At 68.2% G+C, this 15,284-nt stretch carries 14 protein-coding genes; all 14 read left to right on the top strand.

What is annotated here, in order from left to right; all coding sequences use genetic code 11:
* Positions 1-9: 9 nt before the first annotated feature.
* The 14 genes from ASD05_RS16535 (at position 10) to ASD05_RS16470 (ending at position 15,134) form a co-directional block, all read left to right on the top strand.
* Positions 10-984, top strand: a complete 975-nt coding sequence (locus ASD05_RS16535) for an ABC transporter permease (RefSeq protein WP_056517234.1) — start codon at positions 10-12, stop codon at positions 982-984.
* A complete protein-coding gene (locus tag ASD05_RS16530) occupies positions 981-1,826 on the top strand; it encodes an ABC transporter permease (RefSeq protein ID WP_082572093.1) in 846 nt (281 codons plus the stop codon). Before ASD05_RS16535 ends, ASD05_RS16530 begins: the two co-directional genes overlap by 4 nt.
* Position 1,827: 1 nt before the next feature.
* On the top strand, positions 1,828-3,480 hold the full coding sequence (locus ASD05_RS16525) for an ABC transporter ATP-binding protein (protein ID WP_056594699.1): 1,653 nt from the start codon (positions 1,828-1,830) through the stop codon (positions 3,478-3,480).
* Positions 3,480-4,418 carry a 2-hydroxyacid dehydrogenase gene (locus ASD05_RS16520; protein ID WP_056594696.1) on the top strand — a complete coding sequence of 313 codons (939 nt, stop codon included), beginning with the start codon at positions 3,480-3,482 and terminating at the stop codon, positions 4,416-4,418. Before ASD05_RS16525 ends, ASD05_RS16520 begins: the two co-directional genes overlap by 1 nt.
* 36 nt (positions 4,419-4,454) lie before the next feature.
* On the top strand, positions 4,455-5,849 hold the full coding sequence (locus tag ASD05_RS16515) for an aspartate aminotransferase family protein (RefSeq protein ID WP_056594693.1): 1,395 nt from the start codon (positions 4,455-4,457) through the stop codon (positions 5,847-5,849).
* A complete protein-coding gene (locus tag ASD05_RS16510) occupies positions 5,846-6,763 on the top strand; it encodes a DMT family transporter (protein WP_056517222.1) in 918 nt (305 codons plus the stop codon). The genes ASD05_RS16515 and ASD05_RS16510 overlap by 4 nt, the downstream gene beginning before the upstream one ends.
* A 13-nt stretch (positions 6,764-6,776) precedes the next feature.
* Positions 6,777-7,511, top strand: a complete 735-nt coding sequence (locus ASD05_RS16505; RefSeq protein ID WP_056594689.1) for a GntR family transcriptional regulator — start codon at positions 6,777-6,779, stop codon at positions 7,509-7,511.
* Positions 7,508-8,536: a histone deacetylase family protein gene (locus ASD05_RS16500; RefSeq protein WP_056594686.1), complete on the top strand. Its 1,029-nt coding sequence runs from the start codon at positions 7,508-7,510 to the stop codon at positions 8,534-8,536. The genes ASD05_RS16505 and ASD05_RS16500 overlap by 4 nt, the downstream gene beginning before the upstream one ends.
* On the top strand, positions 8,533-9,612 hold the full coding sequence (locus ASD05_RS16495) for a phosphotransferase (protein WP_056594684.1): 1,080 nt from the start codon (positions 8,533-8,535) through the stop codon (positions 9,610-9,612). The genes ASD05_RS16500 and ASD05_RS16495 overlap by 4 nt, the downstream gene beginning before the upstream one ends.
* Positions 9,605-10,876, top strand: coding sequence for an aspartate aminotransferase family protein (locus ASD05_RS16490; RefSeq protein ID WP_056594681.1), 1,272 nt, complete (start codon positions 9,605-9,607; stop codon positions 10,874-10,876). The genes ASD05_RS16495 and ASD05_RS16490 overlap by 8 nt, the downstream gene beginning before the upstream one ends.
* Positions 10,877-10,946: 70 nt before the next feature.
* Positions 10,947-12,152: a M20 aminoacylase family protein gene (locus ASD05_RS16485; RefSeq protein WP_056594678.1), complete on the top strand. Its 1,206-nt coding sequence runs from the start codon at positions 10,947-10,949 to the stop codon at positions 12,150-12,152.
* Positions 12,153-12,174: 22 nt separating this feature from the next.
* The gene (locus ASD05_RS16480) at positions 12,175-13,173 is read left to right on the top strand and encodes a tripartite tricarboxylate transporter substrate-binding protein (RefSeq protein ID WP_056594675.1); all 999 of its coding nucleotides are present in this window, start codon (positions 12,175-12,177) and stop codon (positions 13,171-13,173) included.
* Between the two features lie 120 nt (positions 13,174-13,293).
* A complete protein-coding gene (locus ASD05_RS16475; RefSeq protein ID WP_056594671.1) occupies positions 13,294-13,818 on the top strand; it encodes a helix-turn-helix domain-containing protein in 525 nt (174 codons plus the stop codon).
* Positions 13,818-15,134 (top strand): type II toxin-antitoxin system HipA family toxin, encoded by a 1,317-nt coding sequence (locus ASD05_RS16470; protein WP_056594668.1) that lies wholly within the window; start codon positions 13,818-13,820, stop codon positions 15,132-15,134. Before ASD05_RS16475 ends, ASD05_RS16470 begins: the two co-directional genes overlap by 1 nt.
* Positions 15,135-15,284: the final 150 nt, after the last annotated feature.

Genomic DNA, 15,284 nt, shown 5'->3' with positions numbered 1-15,284 from the left:
GAGCAGCGAATGAAACGTACGCAGTTCATGTTGACCCGCGTGCTGCAGGGGTTGGTGGCGATCCTGCTGATCGCCACGGTCAACTTCATGCTGGTGCGCGCCGCGCCGGGCGATCCGGTGTCGGTGCTGGCGGGCGAGGCCGGCGCGTCCGATCCGCAGTTCGTGGCGCAGCTGCGCGCGCAGTTCGGGCTCGACCAGCCGCTGTCGACGCAGCTAGCCACCTACGTCGGCAAGGTGGTGCGGCTCGACCTCGGCTACTCGTACCGCCAGCAGCAGCCGGTGCTCAAGCTCATCTTGGACCGGCTGCCCGCCACGCTGCTGCTCACCGGCAGTGCCTTCGCGCTCTCGCTGCTGTTCGGCATCACGCTCGGTGCGCTGTCGGCGCGGCGTGCGGGCACATGGGTCGACAGCGCCATCACGGTGGTGGCGCTGCTCTTCTACGCCACGCCGCTGTACTGGCTCGCGCTGATGGCGGTGCTCGTGTTCACGGTGCAGCTCGAATGGCTGCCGGGCTTCGGCCTCATGACCGTGGGCTCGGGCCACACCGGCTTCGCGCTGGTGCTCGACGTGGCGAAGCACCTGGTGCTGCCCGCGCTCACGCTCGCGCTGTTCTACATGGCCGTCTATGCGCGCATGACGCGTGCCGCGATGCTCGAGGTGGCGCAGATGGACTTCGTGAAGACCGCGCGCGCCAAGGGGGTGCGGCCCGGCCGCATCCTGCGCGCGCACGTGCTGCGCAACGCGCTGCTGCCGGTGGTCACGCTCGCGGGCATTCAGGCCGGCGGCATGATCGGCGGCGCGGTGCTGACCGAGACCGTCTTCGCCTGGCCCGGCATCGGCCGCCTGATGTTCGACGCGCTGCTGCAGCGCGACTACAGCCTGCTGCTCGGCGCCTTCCTGGTGACGGCCGCGATGGCCGTGCTCTTCAACCTCATCACCGACCTCGTGTACACGCTGGTCGATCCGCGGATCGAGTTGACATGATGCAAAGCGATTTCTGGCGGCGCTTTTGCCGCAACAAGGGCGCCGTGGCGGGCATGGTCGTGCTGCTGCTCGTGGCAGCCGTCGCGCTGCTCGGCCCGTGGCTCGCCACCAACGATCCGTGGGCCATGGTCGAGCAGCCCTTCGTGCGGCCGTGGACCGAACCCGGCTTCTTGCTGGGCACCGACACGCTGGGCCGCGACATCCTCTCGGGCCTCGTCTACGGCGCGCGCATCTCCTTGCTGATAGGCGTGGTGTCCACCTTCGTGGCGCTGCTGATCGGCGTCGGCCTCGGCGCGGTGGCCGGCTACTTCGGCGGCTGGATCGATGCAGCGCTGATGCGTTTCACCGAACTGTTCCAGGCCGTGCCGAGCTTCGCGCTGGCTATCGTGCTGGTGGCGATCTTCGAGCCTTCGATCAAGTCCATCGTCGTGGCCATCGCCATCGTCTCGTGGCCGCCGGTGGCGCGCCTCGTGCGCAGCGAGTTCCTCACGCTGCGCCAGCGCGACTTCGTTCAGGCCGCGCTGCTCGCGGGGCAGTCGACGCCGCGCATCATCCTCACGCAGATATTGCCCAACGCCATGTCGCCCATCATCGTGATGGCCTCGCTGATGGTGGCCACGGCCATCCTGCTCGAAAGCAGCCTGAGCTTTCTCGGCCTGGGCGACCCGAACCAGATGAGCTGGGGCTACATGGTCGGCGCCGCGCGCACCGTGCTGCGCCAGGCCTGGTGGATGGCGCTGTTCCCGGGGCTGGCCATCGTGCTGACCGTGCTCGCGCTCAACCTCGTGGGCGAAGGCCTGAGCGACGGGCTCAATACACGGCTGCACGGAAAGGGCAAGTGAAATGAACGCCACCGTCACGCCAATGAAACCCCTGCATCCCGTGCTCGAGATCGTCGACCTGAGCATCTCGCTGCCCACGGGCGCCGACCGCGCGCTGGCCGTCGAGGGCGCCACGCTCTCGGTAATGCCGGGCCAGACGCTGTGCGTGGTCGGGGAGTCGGGTTCGGGCAAGTCGATGATCGCCAACGCGGTCATGGGCCTGTTGCCGCGCCCGCACGTGGCGCCGGTCGCGGGGCGCATCCTGTTCGACGGCCATGACCTGCTGCAGCTCACCGAGCCGCAGATGCGCGAACTGCGCGGGAGGCGCATCGGCATGGTGTTCCAGGAGCCGATGACCGCGCTGAACCCGGTGATGCGCATCGGCGAGCAGATCGGCGAAGTGTTCGACGCGCACGGCAACGTCCCTGCTGCAGAGAAGCGTCGCCGCATCCTCGCGGCGCTGGCCGACGTGGGCCTGCCCGACCCCGAGCTGCTGATCGACGCCTATCCCTTCCGCCTCTCGGGCGGTCAGCGCCAGCGCGTGATGATCGCCTGTGCGCTGGTGCTGGAGCCAGTGCTGCTGATCGCCGACGAGCCCACCACCGCGCTCGACGTCACCACCCAGGCGCAGATCCTCGCGCTGGTGCGCGAGCTGCAGCAGCGCCGCGGCACGGCCGTGCTCTTCATCACGCACGACTTCGGCGTGGTCTCCGAAATTGCCGACCACGTGGTGGTCATGCAGACCGGCCACGTGGTCGAGAGCGGAACGGCCGCGCAGGTGCTCGGTGCGCCGCAGCATCCCTACACGCGCAAGCTCATCGCCGCCATTCCAGACGGCCAGGCGCAGACCGTGCCGCACGACGACCTGACGCGCGTGCTGCAGGTGCAGGACCTGTGCAAGACCTACCGTTCGAGCGGCAGCCTGTTCAAGCGCGGCCGCGCGGTGCAGGCGGCGAAGGACATCAGCTTCGAGCTGCACCGCGGCGAGACGCTGGGGCTCGTGGGCGAGTCGGGCTCGGGCAAGTCGAGCGTGGGGCGCTGCCTCGTGGGGCTCGCGCCCTTCGACAGTGGGCGCATTCTTTTCAAGGGCCGCAACCTCGCGCAGGGCAAGAGCTTCCGGCGTGCGGCGGCCGGCAAGATCCAGATGGTGTTCCAGGACCCGTACGCCTCGCTCAACCCGCGCCACCGTGTCGGCGCGGCCATCGCGGGCGGGCCGATCGCACAGGGCGTGGGCAAGGCCGAGGCGATGGCGCGTGCCATGGAGCTGCTGCAGCTCGTGGGCCTGGGCGCCGATGCGGCGCAGCGCTATCCGCACGAGTTCTCGGGCGGGCAGCGCCAGCGCATCGGCATCGCCCGCGCGCTCGCGATGCAGCCCGAGCTGCTGGTGGCCGACGAGCCGGTGTCGGCGCTCGACGTGTCGGTGCAGGCACAGGTGCTGGAGCTCTTCGCGCAGGTGCGCGCGCAGTTCCAGCTCGCGATGGTCTTCATCACGCACGACCTGCGCGTGGCCGGCCAGATGTGCGACCGCATTGCGGTGATGCAGCGCGGCGAGGTGGTGGAATACGGCGAGACGCAGAAGGTGCTCAACGATCCGCAGCACGCCTACACGCGCAAGCTGATCGACGCGGTGCCGCGCCTCGCGGGGCAGGCCGACGTGTCTGCGAAGGTGGCCTGATGCCTTGCGTTGCGCTGCTGAGCGATGTGCTCGACATGCACTACCTTGAGCCCGCCTTCCGCGCGCACTGCCCCGATATCGACCTGCGGCTGGGCGCGGACCTCGGCCCGCTCGAACAGATCGATGCGGCCGTGTGCTGGTATCCGCCGCACGGCCTGCTGGCGAGCTTGCCGCAGCTGCAGCTGGTGCAGTCGCTGGCCGCGGGTGTCGACCACATCACGGCCGATCCGCAACTGCCGCGCGCGCTGCCGCTGTGCCGCATCGTCGATCCGGAGATGGCCACGGGCATGAAGGCCTACGTGTGCTGGGCCGTGATCCAGCATCAGCGACTGATGCCTGCGTACCTTGCGAGCGCGGCCATGGGGGCATGGCAGGAGCAGCCGATGAGCCCGCCGGGGCGCCACCGCGTCGGCATCGCGGGGCTTGGCACCCTGGGGCTGGCCTGTGCCGAGGCATTGGCCGCCATCGGCTATGCGGTGCGCGGCTGGAGCCGCAGCGCGAAGGCCGACCTACCGGCGGGTGTCGCGGGCTTCCATGGCGATGCGCAGCTCGATGAATTCCTCTCGGGCTGCGACACGCTGGTGTGCCTGCTGCCGCTCACGCCGCAGACGCAGGGCTTTCTGAGCGCAGACCTGTTCGCGCGGCTGCCGCGCGGCGCGCACCTGGTCAACGTCGGACGCGGTGCACACCTTGTCGAGGCCGACCTGCTGCGCGCGCTCGACAACGGCCAGTTGTCCGCCGCCACGCTCGATGCCTTCACGCAGGAGCCGCTGCCGGCCGACCACCCTTTCTGGGGCGACCCGCGCATCCTGGTCACGCCGCACATCGCCACCCGCACCGACACGTCGGTGATCGCGCAGCAGACACTGCACAACCTCGCGCTCGTACGGCGCGGCGAGCGGCCGGGAACGGCCGTCGACCTCGACCGGGGCTATTGAGCCGCCCTCGCATTTCAAGACAACGGAGCAGGCCACATGAACGCATCCATCTCTACCGCCGCCCTGCAATCGGCGCACGCAGAGCGCGCCGCAAACGACATCGCGGCCCACCTGCATCCCTTCACCAACCTCGCGGCGCATCCGCAGGTCGACCCGCTCGTGATGGAGCGCGGCGAAGGCATCTACGTGGAGGACGACCAGGGCCGCCGCTATCTGGAGGCCATGTCGGGCCTGTGGTGCGTCTCGCTGGGCTTCAGCAACGCGCGCCTTGCCAAGGCCGGCAGCGACGCGCTGCACACGCTGCCCTGCTATCACACCTTCAACCACCGCTCGAATGCGGCGGCCATTGCGCTGGCCGAGAAGCTGCTGTCGATGGCGCCGGTGCCGATGTCCAAGGTGTTCTTTGCCAACTCGGGTTCGGAGGCCAACGACACCGCCGTCAAGCTGGTCTGGTACTACCACAACGCCATCGGCAAGCCCGGCAAGAAGAAGATCATCGCGCGCCGCAATGCGTACCACGGCGTCACCGTGGCGGCGGCCAGCCTGAGCGGGCTGGTGCCCAACCACCGCGATTTCGACCTGCCGATCGACCGCGTGCTGCACGTCGATTGTCCGCACTACTACCGCTACGCCGAGCCCGGCGAAACCGAAGAGGCCTTCGCCACGCGGCTGGCCGACGCGCTCGAGCAGCGCATCCTTGCCGAAGGGCCCGAGACCGTGGGTGCCTTCATCGCGGAACCGGTGATGGGCGCGGGCGGCGTGCTGGTGCCACCGGCCACCTATTTCGAAAAGGTGCAGGCGGTGCTGCGCAAGTACGAGGTGCTGTTGATCGCCGACGAGGTGATCTGCGGCTTCTGCCGCACCGGCGAGATGTTCGGCTCCACCACCTTCGGCCTGCGGCCCGACATCCTCACCGCGGCCAAGGCCCTGTCGTCGGGCTATGTGCCGATCTCGGCCGTCATGGTGTCCGAGCAGGTGCATGCGGCCGTGGCCGCCAACAGCGGAAAGATCGGCACCTTCGGCCACGGCTTCACCTACTCGGGCCATCCGGTGACTGCCGCGGTCGCGCTCGAGACGCTGCGCATCTACGAGGACGAGCAGGTGCTCGCGCATGTGCAGGCGGTGGCGCCGCAGTTCCAGGCCGGCCTGCGCCGCTACGCCGGCCATCCGCATGTGGGCGAGGTGCGCGGCGTGGGGCTGATCGGCGCGCTCGAACTTGCGGCCGATCCGGCGAAGCGCATGCCCTTCGATGCGGCGATGAAGGCCGGCGCACGGCTGGCCGAACTCGCGCTGCAGGAGGGCCTGATCGTGCGCGCCATGGGCGATGCCGTCGCCTTCTGCCCGCCGCTGATCATCACGCCCGCGCAGATCGACGAGATGTTCGAGCGCTTCGATCGCGCGATGGTCCGCTTCGAGGCTTCGCTGGCGTGAACACCGCCGCGAGCGCCGCAGTGCTGCTGCGCCCGCCGGGCTCCAGGAGCACCGGCGTTGCGCTGTTCTTCTGTGCGCTGGTGGCGTTCGCGAGCTACGACGCCTTCTGCAAGCACATGCTGCAGTTCTACCCGGCGCCGTTCGTCAACCTGATGCGCTACCTGTCGGTGATCTGCATTGCCTTCGCAATGCTGCTGCGCCACGGCGACTTACGCATCTGGCGCGCGCCGCAGAAGAAGCTGCTGCTGTTGCGCGGCGTGATGCTCGCGACCGTGGCCACCTGCTTCATGACGGCCCTGATCTGGATGCCGCTGGCCGAGGCCACCGCCATCTACTTCACCGCGCCGCTGCTCATGGTGGCGCTGTCGCCCTGGCTGGTCGGCGAACAGGTGCAGCGCAGCCGCTGGGTGGCGGTGAGCGTGGGCTTCGCGGGCATGCTGCTGATCGTGCGGCCCGGCGGCAACCTGCCATGGGTGGGCACGGTGCTGATGGCGGTGTCGGCCGTCTGCTATGCGATCTTCCAATTGCTCACACGCCGCCTTGCGGGGTTGGTCGCGAGCCCGGTGCAGTACGCGTACACGGCGCTGGTGTGCCTGGTCGTCACCGCCCTGCCCGCGCCCTTCTTCCTGCCGGCCGAGCGGCCCGCTGCCGGTGCGGTGCTGTTGCTGCTCGCGGGCGGTGCCTGCAGCGGGCTGGCGCAGTGGCTGCTGCTGGCCGCCTTCGAGCGCGTCGAGGCCGCGACGCTGGCACCGCTCAACTACTTCCAGCTGCTGCTCGCGGTGGTCTTCAGCACTTTCTGGTTCCACAGGCCGCCCGATGGGCTGGCGATGGCGGGCATTGCGCTGATCGTGGCCGCGGGGGTCTACCTGGCACGGCGGCCGATCAAGAATAAGGCCCCGCTACCCCTCACATGACGAGACAAACACCATGGCTTTTTCTTCTTCCACCGCCGACAGCACCGGCTTCGAGTCCGTCGAGGCGCCTGACCTGGTCGGACTGGTCGAAGCGCAGCTGACGCGCGCCATCGTCGAAGGGCGACTCGCGCCCGGCAGCCGCATCGTCGAGGCCGAGATCGCGCGCCGCATGGGCGTGAGCCGCGCCCCCGTGCGCGAGGCCGCGCGCCGGCTCGAGCGCCAGGGCGTGCTGGTGGCGCGCCCGCGCCATGGCTTCGCGGTGCGCACCATCAGCGTCCAGGAAATCGACGACCTGTTCGAAGTGCGCCTGAGCCTGGAGATGACCTCGGTCGAGCTGGCCTGCCGCAAGGCCGACGACGCAGGCCTGCAGCGCCTGCGCACGCTGGTGGACGACATGGTGCGCGAGGCGCCCACGCAGCCGCAGCACGTGCGCATCGCGACCGACCTGGCCTTCCACACGCTGATCAGCGAGCTCTCGGGCAACGCGCACCTGCACCGCATCTTCTCGAACACCCAGACCGAGATGCAGATGATCATCGCGCTGATCGACGCGGTCTATCACGACCCCGAGACCATGGCCAACACGCACTACCCCATCGTCGATGCGCTGATGAGCCGCGACGTCGAGGCGTCGCGCCTGGCCATGCGCGAGCATCTCGACGACGCCTGGCAGCAGGTGCGCGCGTTGTTCGTGAAGCAGCACGGCGAGGTCCCCCCCACCACTTCCACGCAAGGACCCGCGAGATGAAGATCGTCTACAGCGACGCCCACAAGGATCACGACCCGCAGCTCTTCATGGTGCGCGGCCGCTTGAAGCGCAGCAACGAGCAGCCCGAGCGGGCCTTCCGCCTGCTGTCGGCGGTCGAGCACGATGGTCATGAGGTTGTCGCGGGCGAAGACTTCGGTGCCGGCCCGCGTGCCGCGATCCACACGCCGGAGTACCTGCGATTCCTGGAGACGGCCTACGCGCGCTGGCGGCTGCTGGACGATCCGTCCGACGAGGTCATGCCCAACATCCATCCCTTTCCGGGCGAGCCCTGCACGTATCCGGAGAGCGTGGTCGGGCAGGCCGGCTTCCACATGGGCGACAACGCGTGTTCCATCGGCCCGCACACCTGGGCCGCAGCCGTGGGCTCGGCCCACGTGGCCACCCATGCAGCGCAGCTCGTGCTGCAAGGCGAGCGCGCGGCCTATGCGCTGTGCCGTCCGCCGGGCCACCACGCCTATGCCGACCGGGCCAACGGCTTCTGCTACCTGAACAACACGGCCATCGCGGCGCAGCACTTGCGTGCGGCGCACGACCGCGTGGCGATCCTCGACATCGACGTGCACCACGGCAACGGCACGCAGGGCATCTTCTATCGCCGCGCCGACGTGCTGACGATCTCGCTGCACGGCGACCCGCGCAACTTCACGCCCTTCTTCACCGGCTACGCGCACGAGCGCGGCGAGGGCGCGGGCCTGGGCTACAACATCAACAAGCCGCTTGCACTGGGCACCGACATCGACGGCTACCTGCCCGCGCTGCGCGATGCCTGCGAGAGCATCCGCGCCTTCGCGCCCGGCGCGCTGGTGGTGGCGCTGGGCCTCGACACGCACGAGCGCGATCCCTACAAGGGCATGAAGATCACGACGTCCGGCTTCGCGCAACTGCTCGCCGAGATCGCGCGCCTCGGCCTGCCCACGGTGCTGGTGCAGGAAGGCGGCTACCTGTCGGACGACCTGGGCCCGAATCTCGCCAGCGCATTGCGCGGCTTCGCGAGCGCCGCATGACGGCAACGGTCGGGTTCGACGACGCGGAAGTCCTGAGCGAAGGCTCGCCCGAGCTCGACCCCGACTGGGTGCGCGCGTTCGCGCTGCGCCACTACGGCATCGAAGGGGAGATGCGGCCGCTGACCGGCGAGCGTGACCGCAATTACCGCCTTGAATCGGCGCGGAGCGGCGAGCGCTTCATGCTGAAGATCTCGCACCCGTCGGAAACGCCGCTGGTGGCGGACTTCCAGACGCAGGCGCTGCTGCACATTGCAAGAGCCGATCCGGAGCTGCCCGTGCAGCGCATCGTGCCCACATGCGACGGCCAGCCTTCGTTGCTCTGCGATCCGGGCGACGGCCTGCCGCGTGTGGCACGGCTCTTCAGCTACCTGCCAGGCTTGCCCCTGCCCGAAGCGCCGCGCACTTCCGCGCAGCAACTGAACCTCGCGTGCACGCTGGCCCGGCTCGACCTCGCGCTGCGCGGCTTCGACCATCCGGCCGGTGCGCTCGCCCTGCCCTGGGACATCCAGCGCGCCGACAGCGTGCGCGGCCTGCTCGCGCACATCGCCGACCCGGCGCGGCGCGCGCTGGCCGAACGCTCGTTCGTCCGCTTCGAGCGCGATGCAAAGCCGGTGCTGGGGGGCCTGCGCACGCAGCCTATCCACAACGATTTCAACATCTACAACGTGCTGGTCGACCCCGGTGACACCGACCGCATTGCCGGCATCCTCGACTTCGGCGACATGGTGCGCGCACCGCTGATCGACGACCTCGCGGTGGCTGCGGCCTACCAGCTCGATCCGGCGGGCGATGCGCTGGCCGGCATCGTGCCCTTCATCGCCGCTTACCACGCCGTGCTGCCGTTGACGCGCGAGGAAGTCGACGTGCTGTTCACGCTCATCACCGCGCGGCTCGTGATGGTGGTCGCGATCAGCGGCTGGCGCGCCGCGCGCCATCCCGACAACGAGGCCTACCTGCTGCGCAACAACCCGCTGTCGTGGGCCCGCCTGCAGGCCTGCGACCGCATCGGCAATGACGCCGCCAGCCGCGCGTTTCGGCGTGCCTGTGGCATGAACGAGAGCCAAGGACATGCCTGAAGAATCGCTCCTGGAACGCCGCGCGCGCCTGCTCGGCCCGGCCTACCGCCTGTTCTACGAAGCGCCGTTGCATCCGGTGCGCGGCGATGGCGTGTGGCTCGAAGATGCCGACGGCAAGCGCTACCTCGATGCGTACAACAACGTCGCGTCGGTGGGCCATTGCCATCCGCACGTGGTGGAGGCGATTGCACGGCAGGCCGGCGTGCTCAACACCCACACGCGCTACCTTCACGAAGGCGTGCTCGACTACGCCGAGCGCCTGCTGGCCACCATGCCGCCCGCGCTCGGCCATGCGATGTTCACCTGCACCGGCAGCGAGGCCAACGACCTTGCGATGCGCATCGCCAAGGCGCACACGAAGGCCGAAGGGCTGATCGTCACGCGCTTCGCGTACCACGGCGTGACGGAGTCGATTGCGCAGGCATCGCCCTCGCTCGGGCGCTTCGTGCAGCTCGGCAAGACGGTGCGCACCGTGCTGCCGCCCGACAGCTACCGTGTGCCGCCCGAAGACCAGGGCAAGGCTTTCGCCGCCAGGGTGCGCGCCGCCATCGCCGACCTGCAGGCGCATGGCATGCGGCCGGCCGCGCTGATGGTCGACACCGTGTTCTCGAGCGACGGCATCTTCACCGACCCGGCGGGCTTCCTGAACGAAGCGGTCGCCGCGATCCGCGAGGCCGGCGGGATCTTCATCGCCGACGAAGTGCAGCCCGGCCTGGGCCGCACCGGCGATGCCTTCTGGGGCTTCATGCGCCACGAAGGCCTGGTGCCCGACATCGTGACCATGGGCAAGCCGCTGGGCAACGGCCATCCGCTGGCTGGGCTGGCGGTGCAGCCGGAGGTGCTGGCCGCGTTCGGCCGCGAGTGCCGCTACTTCAACACCTTCGGCGGCAACCCGGTGTCGATGGCGGCCGGCATGGCGGTGCTCGACGTGATCGAGCGCGAAGGCCTGATGGCCAATGCGCAGCGCGTCGGCCGCCATCTGCGCGCCGGGCTGACCAGGCTGGCCGAGCGCCATGCGCTGATCGGCGACGTGCGCGGCGCGGGGCTGTTCGTGGGCGTGGAGCTCGTGACGGACCGCCGCACGCGCACTCCCGCGACCGCGGAGACCGTGCGCGTCGTCAACGGCCTGCGCGAGCGTCAGGTGCTGCTGAGCGCCACCGGAGAACACGCCAACACGCTGAAGATCCGCCCGCCGCTGGTGTTCTCCGAGGCCAATGCCGATCTGCTGGTCGCGACGCTAGACGAGGTGCTGGCGGGGCTCTGACAAAGCGGCATGGCGGCAAACGCCGCCTTGCGCCAGAATCCTCCGCCTCCCACGACAGCCCCTTTCCGTCATGAACATCGCAGATTCCTTTCTTGCCAATGCCGCGCGCTTCGTCGAGATCCGACGCGACATCCACGCCCATCCCGAACTCGGTTTCGAGGAGCACCGCACTTCCGAGAAGGTTGCGAACCTTCTGACCGGATGGGGCATCGAGGTGCACCGCGGCATTGCCGGCACCGGCCTCGTCGGCGTGCTTCGCAAGGGCACGGGCAGTCGCACCATCGGCCTGCGCGCCGACATGGACGCGCTGCCGCTGCATGAAGCCAACGAGTTCGCCCACAAGTCGACCAACCCCGGCCGCATGCACGCCTGCGGCCACGACGGCCACACCACCATGCTGCTGGCCGCCGCGTGGCACCTGTCGCAGCAGGGGCCGGACGACTTCGACGGCACGGTGCATTTCATCTTCCAGCCCGCCGAGGAGATGGGCAAGGCCGGTGCGAAGAAGATGATCGACGAGGGCCTGTTCGAGCGCTTTCCGTGCGACGCGGTCTTCGGGCTGCACAACTTCCCCGTCGGCGACGTGGGCCGCTTCGCGCTCAACGAAGGCGCGCTGATGGCGTCGAGCAATACCTACAAGATCACCGTGCGCGGGCGCGGCACGCATGCCTCGATGCCGCACACGGGCATCGACCCGGTGGCGGCTGTGGTCACGCTCGCGCAGCAGCTGCAGACCATCGTGGCGCGCACCATCCCGAACACCGAGCGTGCGCTGCTGGCGGTCACGCAGCTGCAGGGCTCCGATGCGCCCAACGTGATTCCCGACGTGGCCACGGTGGGTGGCACCATCCGCACCTTCTCCATCGAGGCCATCGACAAGCTCGAGGCCCGCCTGCGCGAAGTGGCCGCAGGCGTTGCGGCGGCGCACGGTTGCACGGCCGAGGTGTATTTCAACCGCTCGTCGCCGCCGACGGTGAACCATCCGGCCGAGGCGCGCTTTGCCGCCGGGGTGATGCGCGAGGTGGTGGGCGACGATATGGTCACCGACAACTTCCCCGCCGTGATGGGCGCCGAAGACTTCGCCCACATGCTGCTGGCGCGGCCCGGCTGCTACGCCTTCCTGGGCAATGGCGACGGCGACCACCGGCTCGACGGCCACGGGCCCGGCCCTTGCATCATTCACAACACCTCGTTCGACTTCAACGACGAGATCATCCCGATCGGCGCCAGCTACTTCGTGAAGCTGGTGCAGCGCTGGCTGTCGCCGGGCGCTTGAAGTTGTTCCCCTCCTGTTGACGATGACCAAGAAAGTGGCCACACAGATGACCTCCACCCCGCTCACCCGACGTTCATTGACCGCGCTTGCTGCCGCGGCGGTGCTTGGTGCCATCGCACCGGCCTATGCACAGCAGCGCGTGATCCACATCGTCGTGCCCTTCGCCACCGGCGCGGTGCAGGACACGGTGGCGCGCGCCTTCAACAACGAGCTGGGCGCGGCGCTCGGCACCAGCGCCATCGTCGAGAACCGCGCGGGCGCGGGCGGCACCGTGGGCGCGGCCCTGGTGGCGCGCGCGCCGGCCGACGGCAGTACGCTGGTCCTCGCGGCGGCGAGCCACAACATCGCGGGTTTCCTCTACAACAAGCTGAGCTACGACCCGCTGAAGGATTTCGTCGGTGTGGCCAACGTCGGCAACGCGGGCTATGTGCTGGCGGTGGCGAGCGGCATGAACGTGTCGACCACGGCCGACTTCATCAAGGAGGTCAAGGCCAACCCCGGCAAGTACAACTACGCCTCGGCCGGCAACGGCAGCGCGACGCACCTCGCGATGGCGTCGTTCCTTGCGAAGGCCGGGCTGCAGATGACGCACATCCCGACCAAGTCGACCGGCGAGGCCGTCAACGAGGTGCTGGCTGGTCGCGTGCAGGCGGTGATCTCGTCGAGCATCGGCGTGATCGGCTTCCAGGACGATGCGCGCATCAAGCTGCTCGCGTCCACCGGCCAGTCGCGCAGCCCCTTCCTGCCGAAGCTGCCGACGGTGGCCGAGAGCGGCCTGCCGGGCTACGCCTTCGATTCGTGGATCGGTTTGCTGGCGCCGGCTGGCACGCCCAAGGCGGAAGTCGAGCGCATCAACGTCGCGGCCAACAAGGTGCTGGCCGACCCGGCGATCCAGGAACGCTTCAAGCGCCTGGGCGTGGAGCCGCGCAGCCAGAGCGCGGAGGAGTTCCAGAAGCTGTTGCGCGCGGACTGGGATGCGATGGGGGCGGTGGTGAAGGCTTCGGGGGCGAAGATCGATTAGACGTGAATTACAAGCTGAGCCTTGTTTTGGGTTATTACAAGCCCAAGCTTGTAAGTCGTAAAAATACGCCAAGGCTTATATATTGACAAAACAAGCCAGGGCCGATATCTTGCTCGCAAGATGGACTTCCCCCTTCGCTTCGTCGACCAGCTCCGGCCACACCTGAAGGCGCTGCGAAAAAAACGCGGCCTGACACAGGCGCAAGCGGGGGCGCTCGTCGGCGTCAGCCAGGCCCGGATCGCAGAGATCGAGGCGAATCCCGGTGCCGTCGGTTTCGAACAGTTGATGAAGCTGCTGTCGGTGCTGGGGGCGTCCTTCTACCTGCGGGAAGAAACACCTTCAAGCGGCGGCCCCCTGTACGCGATGGAGGAGCGCGTGAAGTACGAGTCTCCACAGGACACGGCCGTGAAAGTCCCACCAGGGTGGGAAACCCGGAAGGTGAGTGGCGGCTCCGTGCTGGCGACGCTGGCCCCCGGGGAGCCGGACGCTCCGGCGCCGCCATCGTTCGAGGACGCGCCGGCTCAGGTTCCATCGACCGCGCCGGGTGCGTTGCTCCGGCTGCTCCAAGCGCTGAACCCGGGCATGGACGTCAAGCCGACATCGCGCCGCAGCTTCGTCATCCGGCCAAAGACAGGTTCCTGGTGATGCAGGCGCTGAATGCGTGGATGAACGGGGAGCTGGTCGGCACCTGGTCTGTCGATCGCGACTCCCACGCTTTCAGGTATCACCCCGGGTGGCTGGAATCGCCGCGACGGCGGTCGCTGTCGCTGTCGATTCCCATCAACAGCACGCTCGAAGTACAGGGCGAGGTGGTCAGGAACTACTTCGACAACCTGCTGCCCGACAACATCGGGATCCGTGCACGTCTGGGCCATCGTTTCAAGCTCAAGGACATCAGCACCTTCGACCTGCTCGAAGCCATTGGGCGCGACTGTGTCGGCGCCGTGCAGCTGCTGCCCGAAGGCGCCGCGCCCGAAGGCTGGAAGACCATGAACTGCGAGCCTCTCGACGAAGAGGAAATCGCCGAGCTGCTGCGGGCCGTTCCGTCCGACGCCACCCCCGAAAGCATGCGCGACGAAGACCTGTTCCGCATCTCCCTTGCCGGAGCCCAGGAGAAGACCGCCCTGACCCGCTGGAACGGCGCGTGGTGCCGCCCGCACGGCGCCACGCCCACCACGCACATCATCAAGCTGCCGCTCGGGCTCATCGGCGGTTCCAGGCGCGTGGACGCATCCGACTCGGTGCAGAACGAATGGGTTTGCGCGCAGATCGTCGAGGCGCTTGGCTTGCTTGTGGCGCCCACATCCATGGCGACTTTCGGTGGCCAGACGGTCCTGGTGGTGGAGCGCTTCGATCGCGAGTGGATGGACGGTGGCACATGGATCGCGCGCCTGCCGCAAGAAGATTTTTGCCAGGCCATGGGACTGCCGTCGAACGAAAAGTACGAGCAGCATGGAGGCCCCGGCATGCCCAGGTGCCTGCAGCTCCTGCAGGGAAGCCGCAGCGCCGACGACAGCACCCGGTTCCTGCTGACCCAACTGGCCTTCTTTCTTCTCGCCGGGACGGACGGCCACGCCAAGAACTTTTCGGTCCGCCTGTATCAGGGCGATGTCTACGACATGACGCCGCTCTACGACATCATTTCGATGTGGCCCTATTTCGGCAACGGGCCCAACCATTTCCAGCCGCGCCAGGCGGGCCTGGCCATGGCGGTTCGCTCCAAGAGCAAGCACTACGTCTTTCACACCATCCAGGCGCGCCATTGGCACCAGCTGGCAATGAAGAACGGTGGCATCGACGTGTGGAACGCCATGCTGGAGATGGTGGCGTCGCTCGACCAGGCATTGGGCGAAGTCGAAGCCCTGCTGCCGGGCGACTTTCCCGCGCAGACCTGGGAAGCCATTTCGCGGGGCATGCGAAGCGAAGCCGAGCGCTTCCTCGGGGGAATAGAAAAATCTTGACGATATATCCTTAATATATTTAAAGTGCGCCTGATTTCCACCGCACACCATCAGGAGCACCATCCGTGACCAATCCCCGCTGGCAAGGCATCTTCCCCGCCATCACCACCAAGTTCCACGCCGACGAGAGCATCGATGCCGAGGGCACCG

The sequence above is a fragment of the Variovorax sp. Root434 genome (assembly GCF_001426595.1).
Taxonomy (GTDB): Bacteria; Pseudomonadota; Gammaproteobacteria; order Burkholderiales; family Burkholderiaceae_C; genus Variovorax.
The sequence above is the reverse complement of the archived record's forward strand: the minus strand, read 5'-3'. Positions and strand labels throughout refer to the sequence as shown.

Excerpts from the sequence above, each read along its gene's own strand:
- ASD05_RS16530 (WP_082572093.1), top strand. The coding sequence starts at position 981 with ATGATGCAAAGCGATTTCTGGCGGCGCTTTTGCCGCAACAAGGGCGCC.
- ASD05_RS16485 (WP_056594678.1), top strand. The coding sequence starts at position 10,947 with ATGAACATCGCAGATTCCTTTCTTGCCAATGCCGCGCGCTTCGTCGAG.
- ASD05_RS16480 (WP_056594675.1), top strand. The coding sequence starts at position 12,175 with ATGACCAAGAAAGTGGCCACACAGATGACCTCCACCCCGCTCACCCGA.
- ASD05_RS16495 (WP_056594684.1), top strand. The coding sequence starts at position 8,533 with ATGACGGCAACGGTCGGGTTCGACGACGCGGAAGTCCTGAGCGAAGGC.
- ASD05_RS16525 (WP_056594699.1), top strand. The coding sequence starts at position 1,828 with ATGAACGCCACCGTCACGCCAATGAAACCCCTGCATCCCGTGCTCGAG.
- ASD05_RS16515 (WP_056594693.1), top strand. The coding sequence starts at position 4,455 with ATGAACGCATCCATCTCTACCGCCGCCCTGCAATCGGCGCACGCAGAG.
- ASD05_RS16475 (WP_056594671.1), top strand. The coding sequence starts at position 13,294 with ATGGACTTCCCCCTTCGCTTCGTCGACCAGCTCCGGCCACACCTGAAG.
- ASD05_RS16520 (WP_056594696.1), top strand. The coding sequence starts at position 3,480 with ATGCCTTGCGTTGCGCTGCTGAGCGATGTGCTCGACATGCACTACCTT.
- ASD05_RS16535 (WP_056517234.1), top strand. The coding sequence starts at position 10 with ATGAAACGTACGCAGTTCATGTTGACCCGCGTGCTGCAGGGGTTGGTG.
- ASD05_RS16500 (WP_056594686.1), top strand. The coding sequence starts at position 7,508 with ATGAAGATCGTCTACAGCGACGCCCACAAGGATCACGACCCGCAGCTC.
- ASD05_RS16505 (WP_056594689.1), top strand. The coding sequence starts at position 6,777 with ATGGCTTTTTCTTCTTCCACCGCCGACAGCACCGGCTTCGAGTCCGTC.
- ASD05_RS16470 (WP_056594668.1), top strand. The coding sequence starts at position 13,818 with ATGCAGGCGCTGAATGCGTGGATGAACGGGGAGCTGGTCGGCACCTGG.
- ASD05_RS16490 (WP_056594681.1), top strand. The coding sequence starts at position 9,605 with ATGCCTGAAGAATCGCTCCTGGAACGCCGCGCGCGCCTGCTCGGCCCG.